This window comes from Bacillus sp. UNC438CL73TsuS30, assembly GCF_000482325.1.
Classification (GTDB): domain Bacteria; phylum Bacillota; class Bacilli; order Bacillales; family Cytobacillaceae; genus Neobacillus.
The window spans coordinates 34,260-52,020 of sequence record NZ_AXVA01000005.1 but is presented as its reverse complement, the minus strand read 5'-3'; the positions used below and the strand labels follow the sequence as shown (position 1 = coordinate 52,020).

At 39.3% G+C, this 17,761-nt stretch carries 16 protein-coding genes and 1 riboswitch; of the genes, 4 read left to right on the top strand and 12 right to left on the bottom strand.

The window, feature by feature from the left end:
• Positions 1 to 16: 16 nt before the first annotated feature.
• Entirely contained in the window at positions 17 to 1,915 is a 1,899-nt protein-coding gene (gene asnB, locus M028_RS0100365; RefSeq protein WP_026572124.1) for an asparagine synthase (glutamine-hydrolyzing), read from the bottom strand.
• 149 nt (positions 1,916 to 2,064) lie between these two features.
• Complete coding sequence (gene metK, locus M028_RS0100360) at positions 2,065 to 3,264, bottom strand: methionine adenosyltransferase (protein WP_026572123.1); 1,200 nt, start codon at positions 3,262 to 3,264, stop codon at positions 2,065 to 2,067.
• A gap of 241 nt (positions 3,265 to 3,505) precedes the next feature.
• Positions 3,506 to 3,662: riboswitch (SAM riboswitch) on the bottom strand.
• A 274-nt stretch (positions 3,663 to 3,936) separates the two neighbouring features.
• On the opposite strand from metK, the gene pckA reads away from it, so the two are divergent.
• The gene (gene pckA, locus M028_RS0100355) at positions 3,937 to 5,520 is read left to right on the top strand and encodes a phosphoenolpyruvate carboxykinase (ATP) (protein ID WP_026572122.1); all 1,584 of its coding nucleotides are present in this window, start codon (positions 3,937 to 3,939) and stop codon (positions 5,518 to 5,520) included.
• Between the two features lie 199 nt (positions 5,521 to 5,719).
• Here pckA and M028_RS0100350 read toward each other — a convergent pair whose 3' ends face one another.
• On the bottom strand, positions 5,720 to 5,962 hold the full coding sequence (locus M028_RS0100350) for a DUF2584 domain-containing protein (RefSeq protein ID WP_026572121.1): 243 nt from the start codon (positions 5,960 to 5,962) through the stop codon (positions 5,720 to 5,722).
• Between the two features lie 38 nt (positions 5,963 to 6,000).
• Complete coding sequence (locus M028_RS0100345) at positions 6,001 to 6,762, bottom strand: prolyl oligopeptidase family serine peptidase (RefSeq protein WP_035423628.1); 762 nt, start codon at positions 6,760 to 6,762, stop codon at positions 6,001 to 6,003.
• A 149-nt stretch (positions 6,763 to 6,911) separates the two neighbouring features.
• Between M028_RS0100345 and M028_RS0100340 the strand changes: the two genes are divergently transcribed.
• Genes M028_RS0100340 through M028_RS0100330 form a run of 3 tightly spaced genes read left to right on the top strand, consistent with a single transcriptional unit; the run spans position 6,912 to position 9,533 of the window.
• On the top strand, positions 6,912 to 7,925 hold the full coding sequence (locus M028_RS0100340) for an ABC transporter substrate-binding protein (protein ID WP_026572119.1): 1,014 nt from the start codon (positions 6,912 to 6,914) through the stop codon (positions 7,923 to 7,925).
• A gap of 50 nt (positions 7,926 to 7,975) precedes the next feature.
• A complete protein-coding gene (locus tag M028_RS0100335) occupies positions 7,976 to 8,746 on the top strand; it encodes an ABC transporter ATP-binding protein (RefSeq protein WP_026572118.1) in 771 nt (256 codons plus the stop codon).
• The gene (locus tag M028_RS0100330; RefSeq protein ID WP_026572117.1) at positions 8,733 to 9,533 is read left to right on the top strand and encodes an ABC transporter permease; all 801 of its coding nucleotides are present in this window, start codon (positions 8,733 to 8,735) and stop codon (positions 9,531 to 9,533) included. Before M028_RS0100335 ends, M028_RS0100330 begins: the two co-directional genes overlap by 14 nt.
• Before the next feature lie 40 nt (positions 9,534 to 9,573).
• Here M028_RS0100330 and purU read toward each other — a convergent pair whose 3' ends face one another.
• The 8 genes from purU to gcvT all read right to left on the bottom strand — a co-directional run bounded on the left by purU (position 9,574) and on the right by gcvT (position 17,756).
• The gene (gene purU, locus M028_RS0100325; RefSeq protein WP_026572116.1) at positions 9,574 to 10,443 is read right to left on the bottom strand and encodes a formyltetrahydrofolate deformylase; all 870 of its coding nucleotides are present in this window, start codon (positions 10,441 to 10,443) and stop codon (positions 9,574 to 9,576) included.
• 18 nt (positions 10,444 to 10,461) lie between these two features.
• A complete protein-coding gene (gene lpdA / locus M028_RS0100320; protein WP_026572115.1) occupies positions 10,462 to 11,862 on the bottom strand; it encodes a dihydrolipoyl dehydrogenase in 1,401 nt (466 codons plus the stop codon).
• 113 nt (positions 11,863 to 11,975) lie between these two features.
• Positions 11,976 to 12,281, bottom strand: a complete 306-nt coding sequence (locus M028_RS0100315) for an iron-sulfur cluster biosynthesis family protein (protein WP_026572114.1) — start codon at positions 12,279 to 12,281, stop codon at positions 11,976 to 11,978.
• Positions 12,282 to 12,311: 30 nt separating this feature from the next.
• Complete coding sequence (gene lipA / locus M028_RS0100310; RefSeq protein ID WP_026572113.1) at positions 12,312 to 13,193, bottom strand: lipoyl synthase; 882 nt, start codon at positions 13,191 to 13,193, stop codon at positions 12,312 to 12,314.
• 85 nt (positions 13,194 to 13,278) lie between these two features.
• Positions 13,279 to 14,769: an aminomethyl-transferring glycine dehydrogenase subunit GcvPB gene (gene gcvPB, locus M028_RS0100305; RefSeq protein ID WP_026572112.1), complete on the bottom strand. Its 1,491-nt coding sequence runs from the start codon at positions 14,767 to 14,769 to the stop codon at positions 13,279 to 13,281.
• On the bottom strand, positions 14,762 to 16,114 hold the full coding sequence (gene gcvPA, locus M028_RS0100300; protein ID WP_026572111.1) for an aminomethyl-transferring glycine dehydrogenase subunit GcvPA: 1,353 nt from the start codon (positions 16,112 to 16,114) through the stop codon (positions 14,762 to 14,764). Before gcvPA ends, gcvPB begins: the two co-directional genes overlap by 8 nt.
• A 1-nt stretch (position 16,115) precedes the next feature.
• Entirely contained in the window at positions 16,116 to 16,514 is a 399-nt protein-coding gene (gcvH, locus tag M028_RS0100295) for a glycine cleavage system protein GcvH (RefSeq protein WP_026572110.1), read from the bottom strand.
• A 129-nt stretch (positions 16,515 to 16,643) separates the two neighbouring features.
• Positions 16,644 to 17,756 (bottom strand): glycine cleavage system aminomethyltransferase GcvT, encoded by a 1,113-nt coding sequence (gene gcvT / locus M028_RS0100290; RefSeq protein WP_026572109.1) that lies wholly within the window; start codon positions 17,754 to 17,756, stop codon positions 16,644 to 16,646.
• Positions 17,757 to 17,761: the final 5 nt, after the last annotated feature.

The window sequence follows — 17,761 nt, the reverse complement described above, 5'->3', positions numbered from 1 at the left end:
GATGATGGTAAGTCCCTTAGTTTTTTAATACTTCCGGCTCTCTTGCAAACTCCCTCTGAAATGAGTACTTTTCCTCAATGTATACCTGATGCCAAATCATGAACATAAGCACGGTCCAAATTTTCCGGCTGTAATCCCCTTTACCCTGACAATGCTCATCCAATAACTTCAATAAATAGCTTTTATTGATTAAATGATCGGTCCCGCTTTCACGGATAGTAGATTTCGCCCATTCATTCATTTCATCCTTCAGCCAGTGGCGAATCGGCACAGGAAACCCCAGCTTTTTTCGATCTAACACATGATCCGGCACAATACCCTCTACTGCTTTTCTTAAAATATACTTTGTCGTTCCATTTGCTGTTTTTAGACTATCAGGTATTTTGGAAGCAACTGCAAAAACCGACTTGTCTAAAAAGGGAACACGCAACTCTAAGGAATGGGCCATCGTCATTTTATCGGCCTTCAATAAAATATCTCCCCGCAGCCATGTATGAATATCAATGAACTGCATGCGGTTAACAGGGGCATACCCAAATGATTCTTGATAAAAAGGTTTAGTAATCTCCGTATAATTCAAACCTTCTTGATAAACATTCAGCAACTCCCGCTTCTGTTCTTCCGTAAACATTTTGGCATTCCCAATATAGCGTTCCTCCATTGGAGTTACCCCGCGTTCAATAAAGCTTTTCCCTTTTGTACCTTCCGGCATAACGGAGGCCATCCATTTTAAAAATAATTTCACCGCTCTTGGGACTTTATTAAAAACTTCCAGGGATTGCGGTTCCCGGTATATATTATATCCGCCAAAAAGTTCATCCGCTCCTTCACCGGAGAGAACCACCGTCACATGCTTCCGTGCTTCACGGGCTACGAAATAAAGAGGAACACAGGCCGGGTCGGCAAGCGGATCATCCATATGCCACATGATTTTTGGGAGTTCAGCCATATACTCCTCAGGTGGAATCACATAACTGATATTTTCAACCCCAAGTTTGTCTGCCGTTTCCTTGGCAACATCAATTTCACTGAATCCATTTCGTTCAAAACCGACTGAAAACGTCTTAATTGCCGGGTGAAATTCCTTTGCTAATGAAACAATAATAGACGAATCAATTCCTCCTGATAGGAAGGAACCGACTGGAACATCACTACGCATATGAATTTTTACCGATTCAGTTAGTACATCCCTGATTTCTTTTATCACATCCGATTCCGATCGGGTAATAGGATGAAACTGCGCTTTCCAGTACCTTTTGATTTCCATCGAAGTGCCAATTTTTTTTGTGAAAAAATGTCCAGGTTCTAATTTTTTAATTCCTTCTGATAAGGTTTCCGGTTCGGGGACAAATTGATAGGTAAAGTAGTGCTGCAAGGCATTATAATTCAGAACCTCATTTTTACGTGCAAGCAAAATGCTCTTTTTCTCGGAAGCAAAGAAGGTTTTTCCATTCTCTTCAAAATAGAAAAATGGTTTAATGCCAAAGGGATCCCGTGCTCCAAAAAGCCGCTGTTCCTGTTTGTCCCAAATAATAAAGGCAAACATACCACGAAGTTTTTCAACAGCTTGCTCTTTTAAATGACTGTAAAGAGCGACAATGACCTCCGTGTCAGAACTTGTGGTAAATTCTATTCCTTCTATTAAAAGCTCTTCACGTAATTCAACATAGTTATATACTTCACCATTAAAAATAATCCAATAACGTTCATTTTCAAATGTTAATGGCTGGTGCCCACTTTCAATATCAATGATACTTAAGCGGCGGAACCCAAATTGAACATATTCATCATGATAAAAGCCATCATCGTCAGGTCCACGATGGGTAATAATATCATTCATCGTTTTAAATTGTTGTTTTTGTTCATCCCGATAAACCTTTGGCTGATCATGGACACAGCCAATAAATCCGCACATCGTATCTCACCTGCTTCATTTTAAAAATAGATATTATCCAGTTTTCACCTGTTTAGGATGACTTAAACATCCTATTCTTCTAACCGTTTATGTATGTGACGAAAAAAAAGAGAGTTACAGGGTTATGTAACTCTCTTTCCTTAAAATGTTTATTGATTTGCTTGTTCGCGAAGGGCGTCAGCTTTGTCTGTACGCTCCCAAGGAAGGTCAACATCTGTACGTCCGAAATGTCCGTAAGCTGCTGTTTGTTTGTAAATTGGACGGCGAAGGTCAAGCATATTGATAATGCCTGCAGGTCGAAGATCAAAGTTTTTACTTACTAATTCAACCAAAATCTCTTCGTTTACCTTACCTGTTCCAAAGGTATCTACAGAAATGGATACCGGTCTTGCTACACCAATAGCATATGCAAGCTGTACTTCACATTTTTCAGCAAGTCCTGCAGCAACGATATTTTTTGCTACATAACGCGCTGCATAGGCAGCAGAACGGTCAACCTTTGTAGGATCCTTACCGGAGAATGCACCGCCGCCATGACGAGCATAGCCGCCATACGTATCAACGATAATTTTACGGCCAGTTAAACCTGCATCCCCTTGAGGTCCGCCAATAACGAAACGGCCAGTAGGGTTAATGAAGTATTTTGTATTTTCATCAATTAGTTCTTTTGGTACAACCGGATTAATTACATATTCCTTTAAATTGCGCTGAATTTGCTCAAGAGCAATTTCAGGATGATGCTGGGTTGAAATTACGATTGTATCAATCCGAACTGGTTTATCATTTTCATCATATTCAACCGTTACTTGAGTTTTTCCGTCTGGACGAAGGTATGGAAGAATTTCCTCTTTACGAACTTCAGTTAAACGGCGTGCTAGCTTATGAGCAAGTGCGATTGGAAGCGGCATAAGTTCTTTTGTCTCATTACAAGCAAACCCAAACATTAAACCTTGGTCTCCTGCGCCAATTGCTTCAATTTGTTCATCAGACATCTGACCTTCACGGGCTTCAAGTGCCTGATCAACTCCCATCGCAATGTCAGGTGATTGTTCATCAATTGAGGTTAATACCGCACAGGTTTCGGAGTCGAAGCCATATTTTGCACGGTTATAACCAATTCCTTTAATGGTTTCACGAACGATTTTTGGAATGTCCACATAAGTAGAAGTGGTGATTTCACCGGCAACAAGGACTAATCCCGTTGTAACTGAAGTTTCAGCTGCAACACGTGCATTAGCATCCTTTGCTAAAATGGCATCTAAAATGGAATCAGAAATTTGGTCACAGATTTTATCCGGATGACCTTCGGTTACTGATTCAGAAGTAAACAAACGACGTTTTGTTGACAATCTGAATTCCTCCTAAATTTATTATATGAGGTTATCTGTGTAGGCTTTTAAACCTTTTCCATTTAACCTCGGGCTGATACGGTACTCATTCCCTTAGTAGTATGAAATAAATACGGGCATTTTATGAGAAAAACAAGCCCATTGTACATTTTCAAGGGTAGAAATAAAAGATTACTGCACCAAAACAAAAAACCTTTCCATTTGAGGAAAGGTCAAGAGCATACTGTTTCCGCGCCTTTCACTCTTATCGTTCAAGGTCTAGCCTTGCTTCAGGTTTAGCACCTTTGCTTAGAAAATGACCAGTTTAAAAAGGATTATCCTTTTGTCGACTGCTTTCCTGAAAATAGCAGGTTGCTGGGTTTCATTGGGCCTGTCCCTCCACCAGCTCGGGATAAGAGAGTATCCGTTCAATTTTAAATCTTAACCTACCATGTCGAAGGATGTCAATCAATTTTTCAAAAATAAACCAACAATAAAAATCAGCGAAAAAATCATTTTTTGTAAAAAATAATATTAATGAACATTTTGCCTAAATAAACGCATTAATTTATGAATAATGTATAAAATGTTAGTTATTTTTCGAATTAGTATAGACTAATAAATTAAATGTGTTATACTTTTTATCAAGATGCAGTCCCTGCTAAAAAAACTAAAAAGGAAGGTCCCATCCAAATGAATTCTCTTCATATCCCTAATGAATTAAATCAATTATTAGATGAAAAAAATGTTCAAATCCAACTATCCGTTCCGCAATTGGTAGAGAAAGTATTAAGCCGTAATGAAGGAACTTTAACCTCATCAGGTGCTATCAGTGTAGCAACTGGTAAATATACTGGACGTTCTCCTCACGACAAATTTATTGTTGCTGAAGGATCTACAAAGGATAAAATTGATTGGGGAAACAATCAGCCTATTTCTGAAGAAGCATTCACAAACCTTTACAATAAAGTGCTTGACTATTTAAAGACAAAAGAAGAAATCTATGTTTTTAAAGGATTCGCCGGGGCAGATAAAAAATCTCGCCTGCCAATCCAAGTGGTTAATGAATATGCGTGGCATAACCTATTTGCCCATCAATTATTTATTCGTCCTAATGCAGAAGAGTTATTAGCACACGAAACGGGCTTTACCGTTATTTCCGCACCAAATTTTAAAGCAAATCCGGCTGTTGATGGGACAAAATCCGAAACATTTATTATTATTTCTTTTGAACGCCGCACTGTCTTAATCGGTGGTACAGAATATGCGGGAGAAATGAAAAAGTCCATTTTCTCTGTCATGAATTATTTACTGCCTGAAAACAATATCCTTTCCATGCACTGTTCTGCCAATGTTGGCCAAGAAGGTGATGTCGCTTTATTCTTCGGTCTATCTGGAACAGGTAAAACAACACTATCTGCAGATCCAAATCGCAAATTAATTGGTGATGATGAACATGGCTGGTCTTCCAATGGAGTTTTTAATATTGAAGGCGGCTGCTATGCAAAGACCATTAGTCTTACTCGTGAAAAAGAACCGCAAATCTTTGATGCCATTCGTTTTGGAACTGTGTTAGAAAATGTCATTACGAATCCTGAAACAAGAATTCCTGACTATGATGATAACACATTAACAGAAAATACACGTGCAGCTTACCCAATTCAAGCGATTGATAACATTATTGAGCCAAGCATCGCTGGGCATCCAAATACAATCGTCTTTTTAACGGCTGATGCATTTGGCGTACTGCCTCCAATCGCTAAATTAACAAAGGAACAAGCAATGTACCATTTCTTGAGCGGTTATACATCGAAGCTTGCCGGTACAGAACGTGGAATCACTTCACCACAGGCTACATTCTCAACATGCTTTGGGGCGCCATTCCTGCCGCTGCCTGCAAAACGTTATGCAGAGATGCTTGGTGAGAAAATCCTTGAACACGGTGCAAATGTTTTCCTTGTAAACACAGGCTGGACTGGTGGAGAATATGGCGTTGGCAACAGAATGAAGCTTTCCTATACAAGAGCAATGGTTCAGGCAGCTCTTGAAGGTGAATTAAATCATGTTGAAACTGTTCAGGATAAAATCTTTGGTCTGCATATCCCGCTTCACATTGCAGGAGTTCCAGACGAGGTGCTTCAACCGAACAAAACATGGTCAGACGCACATGCATATGAACTGAAAGCAAAAGAATTAGCTGAACAATTCCGTCAAAACTTCAAAAAGTTTTCATCTGCCGCAAGCGATATCGAAGAAAAAGGCGGACCAATCGCATAATATGAAAAAAGAGGTGCCACTCGCAAATGTTTGGCATCTCTTTTTTTATCTTGATTTAGGTTTATCTGCGGTAAACGTACTTTTATCTGCGATAAGGAAACATTTATCTGCGTTACTGGATCATGCTTCTGCGATAAACACGTTTTTATCTGCGAACTGATTTTAATAAAAGAAAAAGCAGGAGTCTAATACCCCCTGCTTAATTCGTTGAATTCAATGAAATTAATTGGTACGTAATTTTAGTCGTTTTCTCCTGCCATTCCACTTTCCGAATGACCGCTGTTCCATTAGAATCACTTTGTATCGTTTTACGAACCTCAATCGGAATATCAATTGGATAGAGCCTGTATCCTTCTTTTACTAAATAGAACAGATTTTCTTCTACCCGCTTTTCATTTCCTTTTGTTACTATCATCGTGTTTAACTCAAGAGGCATGCCCATATGACCCACTCCTCTGCTAATTGGTTACTTCCATTCTATCATCTTTTGATTTGCCTTTTCATCCAATTCGTTAAATCTTGGACAATTTTTCGATTTACCCCCGGAGGAAAGTAATGGGTGTAAGACTCAAAATACCATGCCTCAACAGATTTGTTTACAGCTTTCAGCCTCCGTTCAAGACGAAATGCGTGTTCAACCGAAACATTATGATCATTCACTCCATGGATAATTAAAACAGGTGCTTCTAACGCCTCCATTTTAAATAAGGGAGTCCGTTCCTCATACCGCTCAGGAAATTTTTCGGGTGTACCGCCAATCACTCTTTTCATCATTCTACGCAAATCAGTGCGCTCCATATAGGTCAAGGCCATATCACTTACCCCTCCCCATGTTACAAGGGATGCTGCCTCTGGAAATTGAATTCCTGTTAATAGCGCCATCACCCCGCCTCGTGAAAAGCCAAAAATATGAATATGTTGAACCTGTGGAAGGGATTTTAACAGCAAAAAAGCTGAAAATGCATCCTCCCTGTCTTCACCGGCAAAATCCTCATTCCCTTCTCCACCCTGATTTCCCCGGTAAAATGGTGCAAAAACAATAAACCCTTCCGCTGCAAACTGAGCAATTCTGGCTGGTCTAACTCTTCCAACATTTTTAATCCCGCCGCGTAAATATAAAAAGCCTTCATTTGTTTTTTCATATTTCGGCACTGCCAGCATACCTTTCACTTTTAATCCATTGGAAAGGTAGGTAACCAGATTTAGCTCAACATTCGGATTTGGGGAAGGAAACCGATCCATTTCAATGATTTTCCCTGTTTCTACATTCACCCTAACCACTCCCTTTTTTAAAAAAATTTTGTAACTGGGCATTCACACATTTTTTCCCTCTTCATACGATATCGTAGGCAAAAAGCAGCCCAGATCTTTTGAAGATTAGGAGGTTTAATATGAAAAAATGGTTAAAATTCAGTTTCTCAACACTTCTCATTGCTATTCTTATGTTCTCACTTGCAGCCTGCAATAATGATACTACGAAGACAAAAAAACTGGAAAAGGTTCGGTTAGCTGAAGTAACCCGGTCGATTTTTTATGCCCCTGAATATGTTGCCTTGGAAAAAGGGTTTTTCAAAGCTGAGGGATTGGATGTAAAACTGACCACTACTTTCGGTGGCGACAAAACGATGACGGCATTGCTGTCCGGTGGAACAGATATTGCACTTGTCGGTTCAGAAACTTCCATTTACGTTTATGCCCAAGGAGCAGAGGATCCGGTGATTAACTTTGCTCAATTAACGCAAACAGATGGAACATTTCTTGTTTCCAGAGAAAAAATTGACAACTTTTCATGGGATATGCTGAAAGGAAAAACCTTCTTAGGCCAGCGTAAAGGCGGTATGCCGCAAATGGTTGGGGAGTTTGTTTTAAAGAAACACGGAATCGATCCACATAAGGATTTAAATTTAATTCAAAACATTGACTTCGCAAATATTTCTAGTGCTTTTGCCTCTGGGACCGGTGATTTTGTCCAATTATTCGAGCCAACCGCCAGTATTTTTGAAAAAGAAGGAAAAGGTCATATCATCGCTTCGTTCGGCACGGAATCAGGTCATGTTCCCTATACCACCTTTATGGCAAAGCAAAGCTATATGAAGAAGCATAATGCAACAGTTGAAAAATTCACGAGAGCCATTTATAAAGCACAACAATGGGTGAAAACACATAGTACAGAAGAAATCGCTAAGGCCGTTCAGCCTTACTTCCAAGATACTGACTTTGAAATTATCAAAATGGTGGTTGATCGTTATAAAAATCAAGGGTCCTTTGCTACAGATCCAATTCTCGATGAAGAAGAATGGAACAATCTCCAAAACATTATGAAAGAAGCCGGCGAACTGCCAAAGCAAGTTGATTACAAAACATTAGTGAATACAAGCGTTGCAGAAAAAGTTATTCAAAAATAAATAACATCAAGGCACTAAATTTTCTTAAAACTACTTTAGGAGGCGGTCCGATGAGTTTCTTAACCATTAATGAAATCCATCATACCTATTTGACAAAAAACTCTGTGACCACGGCCCTCTCCGATGTTTCTTTAAAAATCGAGGAAGGGGAATTTGTCTCCTTTCTCGGCCCAAGCGGCTGTGGAAAAACAACGCTTCTATCGATTATTGCAGGGTTACTTAAACCAACCCAAGGGACGGTGCTTCTCGAAAATAAGCCTATATCCTCGAACAACAATGAAATTGGCTACATGCTTCAGCAGGATTACCTGTTTCCTTGGAAAACAATTGAGGAAAATGTCCTTTTGGGACTTAAATTATCAAACCAGCTGAATGAAAAGTCGAAAACGAAAACATTACAGCTTTTAAATCAAATCGGTCTAAAAGGTGTGGAGAAACAACTGCCAAAACAATTATCTGGGGGAATGCGGCAGCGTGCTGCACTCGTTCGAACATTAGCAACAGAGCCTAAGTTATTGATGCTTGATGAACCCTTTTCAGCACTTGATTATCAAACAAAATTAAAATTAGAGGATTTAGTCTCTAACACATTAACAGAGTTAAACAAAACAGCTATCCTTGTTACACATGATATTGGTGAGGCCATAGCCATGAGTGATCGGGTATTTTTGTTTTCAGCAAGACCTGGTAAACTCCATCAAACTTTTCAAATTCCAAATGAGCTAAAAGATTTATCACCACTTGAAGCCCGAAACCACGAATTATATTCCAGCTTATTTGAGATGGTATGGAAGGAGTTGGAGTCACTTGAATCCTCATAAAGTAAAACAGCTTCACCAGGAATACCTGCACTTTTTAAAGGTTGAAAATAGATGGGTAAGATTTTATCAGTTGTTAATTTTCCTCTTATTTTTTATAGGTTGGGAAGTTGCAAGCAGACTCCATTGGGTTGACCCGCTTATTTTTAGTTCCCCTTCCAAAATCGGGTTATTATTTTGGGATAAAATTCAAGATGGAACATTGCTTGATAACACGATGGTCACATTAACTGAAACCATTTTCGGTTTTATTTTAGGGACATTACTGGGTACTATTATGGCTGCAATATTATGGTGGTCCCCGATGATTTCAAAAATTTTCGATCCATATCTAGTAATCTTAAATGCGTTGCCAAAAGTTGCCCTTGGTCCAATTTTAATTGTCGCTTTAGGTCCGGGTTATCCTTCGATTATTGCTATGGGAGTCATCATATCTGTTATAGTGACAACCATTGTAATTTATACATCCTTTCGCGAAGTTGATCCGAACTATATAAAAGTTCTACAAACATTTGGTGCCACTCGTTTTCAATGCTTTAAAGAAGCGATTCTGCCGGCTAGTTTTCCAACGATTATCTCAACTTTAAAGGTAAATGTCGGATTATCATGGGTAGGAGTAATTGTAGGAGAATATCTTGTATCAGCTAAAGGGCTAGGGTATTTAATTATTTACGGCTTCCAGGTATTTAATTTTACATTAGTGATGCTGTCACTCCTTGTTGTTGCCGTCTTAGCAACTATTATGTACCAGTTAGTAGACTATATTGAGAAAAAACTGATTAAAGAATAGCGAAAAAATATCGCTATTCTTTTTAGTTTTTTCATGCCTCTCATGCAAATACAATCGTTTTATTGCCATGAACCAGAACTTTATCTTCGACATGCCAGGAAACCGCTTCAGCTAGAACCCTTTTTTCCACATGGCGCCCAGCCGTCTTTAGGTCCTCTACTGTAAAACGATGATTAATGCGCTGTACATCTTGTTCAATGATTGGTCCTTCATCAAGATCATTCGTTACATAGTGAGCAGTTGCCCCGATTAACTTCACACCTCTGTTAAATGCTCTCACGTAGGGATTTGCACCAACAAATGCCGGTAAGAAAGAGTGATGGATGTTAATGATTTGATTCGGGAAATGAGAAATAAAATTCGGGGAAAGAATTTGCATATACCTTGCCAATACAATAAAATCTACTTTCCCGTCTATTAGTTCTAATGCTTTATGTTCGGCCTCTTCTTTTGTCTCATGAGACATTGGAATATGATAAAAAGGGATGCCATAACTTTCAACTTCCTCTTTTAAATCAGGATGATTACTAATTACCAAAGGGATGTCCACCGGGATTTCCTTTGATTTCCACCTCCAAAGAAGCTCGGTGAGACAATGATCTGCTTTGGAAACAAAGATAGCCATTCGCTTCCTTTTTTTATTCGTGCTTAACTGCCAATCTAAGGCATGCTCCTCCCCTATCATATGAAGATCATGTTCAAGTTTTTCAAATGCAGAATCAAATTCTTCCAAATCAAACTCAATCCGCATGAAAAATATACCAGAGTGCGGGTCTGTTGTATGTTGATCAAAATGGACAATATTCGCTTTGTGTTCTAATAAAAAATTCGTTACGGTTGAGATAATACCTGGCTTTTCTGGACAAGAAATTAATAGTACCGCACGATTCAGCTTTAACTTTGTGATCATTTCCTCTCCCACCTTCCTTTATGCATGAATGGCCTTTCCATCTACCGCTAAGGCTGCTTCACCGATTGCTTCGGCTAATGTAGGATGTGGATGGATGGTATGGGCAATATCCATTGCAGTCGCATTTAATACACGGGCAAGACCAAACTCGGTGATCATATCCGTTACATGAGGACCCACCATATGAGCACCTAACAGTTTATTGGTTCCTTCTTCAACAACAAGTTTGACAAAACCGTCTGATTCACCAAAAACGAGTGCCTTACCGATTGCACGAAATGAGAATTTACCGGTTTTTACTTGAAATCCTTTTTCCTTTGCTTCATCTTCTGTTAGTCCAACACTTGCGACTTCAGGACTGCAGTAAACACATTTTGAAACAAGAGTTGGGTCAAGTGCATTAGGACTTTCTCCTGCTATATGTTCAACAGCAATGATTCCTTCATGTGAAGCGACATGAGCAAGCTGTAAGCCGCCAATAACATCACCAATTGCGTATATGTTCGGTTCTTTTGTTTGATAGGAATCATTTGTTTTGATAAAAATTCCATTCATTTCAATGTCCGTTTTTTCAAGTCCAATTCCTTCTGTGTTTGGTAATCTCCCTACGGAAACTAAAAGTTTATCGGCAGAAAATGAAATTTCCTTCCCTTTATGCTCTGCCTTTATCGAAACACCATCACCTTTTTCAAGTGTTTCTGGTAGAACTTTTGCCCCTGTAATGATTTTTACGCCTTTTTTCTTTAGTAAGCGCTGGATTTCCTTTGAAACATCTTTATCTTCTGTCGGTAAAATACGATCGGCATATTCAAGCACAGTAACCTGTGTACCGAAGTCCACAAGCATCGATGCCCATTCAATTCCAATCACCCCACCGCCAACAATTATGATGGAATTTGGAAGTGTTTCCATTGCTAAGGCTTCATCTGATGTCATCACATACTTTTCATCTGCCTCCAAGCCATAAAATGTTCTTGGCCGGGAACCTGTCGCAATTAAAATATTCCGCGGGCTTATAATGATTTCTCCGCCATCATTGTTTAATTCAACTAATACATCTTTTGATTCCAAGATACTGCCTTTTCCATCATAAACATCGATTTTTCCTTTTTGCACTAAATGCTGGATCCCCTTGTATAGGCGGTCCTGAATTTCTTCTTTCCGGGCTTGTACCTTTGAAAAATCAAGCCCAATTTCAGGGGCAATGACACCAAACCGCTCTGCATTTTTTGTTTGAGAATATAATTCTGCACTTCTTAATAATGCTTTGGTTGGGATACATCCTGCATGAAGGCATGTTCCGCCAAGTTTCCCTTTTTCAACAACTGCTACTGTTAAACCCAATTGAGAGGCACGAATAGCTGCAACGTATCCTCCAGGTCCACCGCCGATAATAACCACGTCATATTCTTTTGTCATTTCGTTTCTCCTTTCCAAACAAAAATACCTATAATACCTACTGGAAAACTTAGATTAAAAGTAATAAAAATTAGGGGATGCTCCTTGCCTTTTAAGACACAATCAGCTTCCCATTAATCGATTTCAATGGCGCACGCACTTGAGGTAAAGCTGTCCCCAACTAGAAACCCTTGTTCAACTTGATAATCAATTTCTATTTCTTCATCTAAATAGCGTTTAGTAAAACGATCCAGCCGAATTTGTAGCCCATCCATCTCAATGCATAAATCGTTTCGACGCGGTTCATCAAAAACAATTGAAAACTTAACGGACATCCCGCATCCCCCTGTTACGTCGGCATCAATCCGGGGACTATTTCCTTCCGTCTCAATCAGCTCTTTCAGTTTGTCCATCGCCGCTTCAGTTACTTTTAAATTCATTGGATGCCTCTCCTTTTCTCCTATTTGCCCTTATTGCACATTCACTTTTGCTGCATTGACCTGTTCATCTGCATGATAGGAGGAGCGAACGAGCGGCCCGGCTTCGCAATGACTAAAACCTTTTGACATCGCAATTATTTTTAATTCTTCAAATTCTTGCGGACTCCAATATTTTTGGACTTTTAAATGATGTTTAGTAGGCTGCAAATACTGTCCAATGGTCATAATGTCCACATTGTTTGTGCGAAGATCATCCATCGTTTCGATAATTTCCTCTTGTGTTTCTCCAAGTCCGATCATAATGCTTGATTTTGTTGGAATAGCAGGATTCATTTCTTTAGCGCGCCGCAAGAACTCAAGGGAACGTTCGTATGTAGCCCGGGCACGTATTTTTGGTGATAAACGTTTCACTGTCTCAATATTGTGATTTAAAATATCAGGCTTTGCATCCATTAACGTTTTTAAATTTTCATATTTACCATTCATATCAGAAGGAAGGACTTCAATGCTGCAAAATGGATTACGATGTCTGACTGCTCTGACCGTTTCTGCAAAAACCCCGGCTCCCCCATCTTTTAAATCATCACGGGCAACAGCCGTAATCACGGCATGCTTTAATCCCATCAGCTCCACTGATTCTGCTACGCGTTCCGGCTCTTCCCAATCAAGCTCTGTTGGTAGTCCTGTTTGAACGGCACAGAATCGACAGGCCCGTGTACATACACTTCCTAAAATCATAAAGGTTGCCGTTTTTCGTGATGCCCAGCATTCATGAATGTTCGGACATTTTGCTTCTTCACAGACGGTATGAAGCTTTTTTTCACGCATCATCGATTTTAAGCCGGTATACTGCTCATTCGTATTTAATTTTATCTTAAGCCATTCTGGTTTACGTACATACTCAGTTGCCATCTTATTCACTCCTATGACCGGAACATAATCTGCTAAACTTGAAAATTATCTGTGCGGAGCATTCCCGCACAGATGGAAGGTTTCTTTATACGTTTACAGGTTCTTTTTCTTTTACTGCTGATTCCTCTTTTTTATAACGTAAAATCGGTTGTCTTGCCGCCTGAACTTCATCCAATCGGCCAATCACCGTTGTATGTGGTGCTTCTAATACAATACCTGGGTTTTCTTCTACCTCTTTGGCGATTTGAATCATCACATCAGCAAATGCATCCATTGTTTCCTTTGATTCTGTTTCTGTTGGTTCGATCATCAAACATTCCTCAACATTTAGCGGGAAGTAGATGGTTGGCGGATGATATCCAAAATCAAGCAGACGTTTGGCCATATCAAGTGTTCTGACCCCCAACTTCTTCTGTCTTGAACCGGATAATACAAATTCATGCTTGCAAATTTGTGAATATGGTGAATCAAAATAAGGCTCTAGTCTTTTACGAAGATAGTTCGCATGAAGGACAGCCCCTTCAGAAACTTCACGCAATCCTACTGGTCCCAATGTACGAATATAAGTGTATGCACGAACCAAAATTCCAAAGTTTCCATGATAGCCTTTTACACGGCCAATAGATAATGGATAATTTGAATTCAACACAAATTTATCGCCGTCTTTTTCAACGCGTGGTACAGGTAAGTAAGGAAGGAGGAATTCCTTAACACCAACAGGACCTGCACCAGGACCTCCACCACCGTGTGGACCAGTAAATGTTTTGTGAAGATTTAAATGCACGATATCGAAGCCCATTGATCCTGGAGTTGTTTTTCCTAAAATCGCATTGGCATTCGCACCATCATAGTATAGTAATCCGCCTGCTTCATGAACTACAGCAGCAATTTCAGCGATTTCTTGTTCAAATAAACCAAGTGTATTAGGGTTTGTTAACATTAATGCAGCGGTTTCACTATCAACATGTTTCTTTAATTCTTCTAAGTTAACTAATCCATTTTCGTTTGATGGAATCGTTACTGTCTTAAATCCTGCAACGCTCGCACTAGCAGGATTTGTACCATGAGCGGAGTCTGGAACAAGAACTTTCTTTCTAACTTCACCTTTTTGCTCATGGTAAGCTTTCACCATCATTAATCCAGTCCATTCACCTTGAGCACCTGCAGAAGGCTGTAATGTTACTGCATCCATACCAGTGATTACAGCTAACTCTTCTTGTAGATTATATAAAAGCTCTAATGCACCTTGTACAGTTTCGCTTGGTTGATATGGGTGAATACGGCTTAAACCAGTTAGACGTGCCACATCTTCGTTAATTTTCGGATTATATTTCATCGTACAAGATCCAAGAGGATAGAATCCATTATCAATCCCGTGGTTTTTATTTGAAAGTGCAGTATAGTGACGAACAAGTTGAAGCTCAGATACTTCAGGTAGTTCCGCTGCTTCATCACGAATTAAATGTTTTGGAAATTTATCTTGTAAATCAACACTTTTAACATCACTTTTCGGTAGGCTGTAACCTACACGACCTGAACGACTAATTTCAAAAATTAGATCATTATATTCAACCATTTACAACAGCCCCCAATGCTTCTACAAATTTGTCTATCTCTTCTTTTGAACGTTGTTCTGTTACCGCAATCAGCATTTGATTGTCAAATCCGTAATCAAGTCCTAAGTCATAACCACCAATGAGCCCTGATTCAAGAAGCCTAGTGTTAACTTCTTTAATTGGGAGTGGTAGTTCTACAACAAATTCATTGAAGAATGCTGATTTGTTTAAAACGTTAAACCCTTTGTTTTGAAGAGACTTTGCCATGTAGTCAGCTTTCTCAATATTTTGCTGTGCCATTTCACGGACACCATTCTTTCCCAATGCTGACATGCAAATAGAAGAGGCTAGAGCATTTAGTGCTTGGTTTGAACAAATATTAGAAGTCGCTTTATCACGGCGAATATGCTGCTCGCGAGCTTGCAAGGTTAATACAAAGCCGCGTCTTCCTTGTTGGTCATGAGTTTGTCCTACAATACGACCCGGAATTTTACGCATATATTTTTGTTTAACAGCAAAATATCCGCAATGCGGGCCGCCAAAGGACATCGGAACACCAAGTGGCTGCATATCCCCGACAACAATATCTGCTCCAAGTTTACCTGGTGATTGTAATAGGGCTAATGCAAGCGGGTTTGAACTTACGATGAAAAGAGCACCAACCTCATCAGCAATTTTCTTAATTTCTGTTAAATCTTCAATAGAACCAAAGAAGTTTGGATATTGAACAATAACAGCAGCCGTGCCTTTATCTACTTGTGCTTTTAGTTGTTCTAAGTCTGTTACATCTGAATCAAGACTTACTTCTTCAACTGAATATTCTTGACCCTTTGCAACCGTGTTTAAAATTGCACGTGATTCAGGATGAACAGCTTTTGAAATAACTACTTTTGAACGTTTTGTAGAAGCAACAGCAAGTGAGGCAGCTTCTGCAAGTGATGTAAAGCCATCGTACATGGAGGAGTTGGCCACATCCATTCCTGTCAGCTCACAAACCATCGTTTGGAATTCAAAAATTGCTTGTAATTCCCCTTGGCTGATTTCTGGTTGATATGGTGTATAAGCTGTATAAAATTCTGAACGTGAAATCATGTGATCAACAACACTTGGGATATAATGATCATATGTACCCGCACCTAGAAAAGTTGGATATTGATTTGCATTTAAATTACTTGCAGCAAGTTGGTTCATTTTCTTCATTAAAATAGGTTCTGGATCCGCTTCTGGAATAGTTAATTCACCTTTTAAACGAAGTTCAGATGGAATATCTTCAAATAATTCTTCAATGGAAGACATTCCTAAGAAATCGAGCATTTCCTTTTTATCTTGTTCCGTATCAGGGAGATATCTATAAGTATTCGCCATCTTATTCCTCTCCTTCTTCATTGATAAATGCTTTGTACTCATCTTCATTTAAAAGGGATTCAAGCTCTTCAGGAACTGACATTTCCACTTCTACCAACCAGCCTTTGCTGAATGGATGTTCGTTAATTGTCTGAGGAGCATCTTCTAACTCTTCGTTGATCCGGACTACTGTACCTGATACTGGAGCGAAAATTTCAGAAACGGCTTTTACCGATTCGATTGTTCCCATTGATTCATCCGCTGTTACTTCATCATCCACTTGGGGATTTTCGACAAATACGATATCTCCTAACTGTTTTTGTGCATAATCAGAAATTCCAATTCGTACTCGATTTCCGTCTAACTTTAAAACCCACTCATGTTCCTTGCTATATAGTAAAGTTGCAATTGCTTGTGTCATCATATTTTCTTCCCTTCAATTGTTAATTAGAATTTAATAAGTTTTAAAAATCATTTTTAAGTATGTTTGTGGATCAGACATCTGCCTGCTGCCAATTTGAGAGTTTACCAGAGTATCTTTATTACTCTATTAACCTCTTTTATAAAATGGTGTTTTCACAACAACGGCATCAATCATCTTGTTACGAATTTCCACTTTTAATGGTGTCCCCACTTCAGCTTGTTTCGCAGAAATTAGAACAAGTCCAACGCTTTTCTTTAAAGAGGGTGATTGGGTTCCAGATGTAACAACACCGATTTCCTCTCCTCCTTCTGAAACTACCTTATAACCGTGACGTGGGATCCCTCGTCCAGTGACTTCAATCCCTACAAGCTTTCGTTTTAAACCGGATTCTTTTTGAGCGATAAGTGCAGCCTTCCCAATAAAATCGGATTCTTTTTTTAGTTTTACGGCAAAGCCAATTCCTGCTTCAAGCGGACTGATATCACTTAACAGTTCTTGACCATAAAGTGCCAGACGTGCTTCTAAACGAAGTGTGTCACGTGCTCCCAGTCCACATGGCTTTAAGCCGTCCTCACTTCCTGCTTCTAAAAGTTTTTCCCAAAGGGTTTCCGCTTGATCAGCAGCTAAATATAGTTCAAAACCATCTTCTCCTGTATAACCCGTGCGAGATACAAGTACATCCGTTACCCCGTCTAGATTGACATGTTGAGCAAATTTAAATGCGCCAATTTCTGATAAATTAATGTCAGTTAATTTTTGAACGATACTTTCAGCCTTTGGACCTTGAATAGCAAGCTGAGCGATCTCATTCGAAATATTCTGGAGCCTCATCTCCCCTTTTGCCTGTTGCTTCATCCAGTCAAAATCTTTCTCGATGTTCGCCGCATTAATGACGAGTAAATATTTTTCATTGTCTAATTTATATACTAATAAATCATCGACCGTTCCGCCGTCTGGGTAGCACATTGCGGTATATTGTGCTTGATTGATGCTAAGCTTTGTTACATCGTTTGTAACTAAGTAGTTAATGTAACTCTCTGCATCTTTTCCCTCAACAAGTACTTCACCCATATGTGAGACATCAAAAAGTCCTGCATTTGTTCGGACTGCCTCATGCTCATCTAAAATACTGGAAAACTGAACTGGTAGTGCCCATCCTCCAAAGTCAATAACCTTCGCACCATGCTTACCATAAGTTTCAAAAAGTGGTGTTTGCTTTAATGCTGTATCGATCCCCATTGTTA

Bases quoted from the DNA above. Each gene is read 5' to 3' on its own strand.
- M028_RS0100350 (WP_026572121.1), bottom strand. From the start codon at position 5,962: ATGGGCATGCCTCTTGAGTTAAACACGATGATAGTAACAAAAGGAAAT.
- pckA (WP_026572122.1), top strand. From the start codon at position 3,937: ATGAATTCTCTTCATATCCCTAATGAATTAAATCAATTATTAGATGAA.
- gcvH (WP_026572110.1), bottom strand. From the start codon at position 16,514: ATGACACAAGCAATTGCAACTTTACTATATAGCAAGGAACATGAGTGG.
- gcvPB (WP_026572112.1), bottom strand. From the start codon at position 14,769: ATGGTTGAATATAATGATCTAATTTTTGAAATTAGTCGTTCAGGTCGT.
- purU (WP_026572116.1), bottom strand. From the start codon at position 10,443: ATGATCACAAAGTTAAAGCTGAATCGTGCGGTACTATTAATTTCTTGT.
- lpdA (WP_026572115.1), bottom strand. From the start codon at position 11,862: ATGACAAAAGAATATGACGTGGTTATTATCGGCGGTGGACCTGGAGGA.
- asnB (WP_026572124.1), bottom strand. From the start codon at position 1,915: ATGTGCGGATTTATTGGCTGTGTCCATGATCAGCCAAAGGTTTATCGG.
- gcvT (WP_026572109.1), bottom strand. From the start codon at position 17,756: ATGGGGATCGATACAGCATTAAAGCAAACACCACTTTTTGAAACTTAT.
- M028_RS0100340 (WP_026572119.1), top strand. From the start codon at position 6,912: ATGAAAAAATGGTTAAAATTCAGTTTCTCAACACTTCTCATTGCTATT.
- gcvPA (WP_026572111.1), bottom strand. From the start codon at position 16,114: ATGGCGAATACTTATAGATATCTCCCTGATACGGAACAAGATAAAAAG.
- M028_RS0100335 (WP_026572118.1), top strand. From the start codon at position 7,976: ATGAGTTTCTTAACCATTAATGAAATCCATCATACCTATTTGACAAAA.
- M028_RS0100345 (WP_035423628.1), bottom strand. From the start codon at position 6,762: ATGGATCGGTTTCCTTCCCCAAATCCGAATGTTGAGCTAAATCTGGTT.
- M028_RS0100315 (WP_026572114.1), bottom strand. From the start codon at position 12,281: ATGAATTTAAAAGTAACTGAAGCGGCGATGGACAAACTGAAAGAGCTG.
- lipA (WP_026572113.1), bottom strand. From the start codon at position 13,193: ATGGCAACTGAGTATGTACGTAAACCAGAATGGCTTAAGATAAAATTA.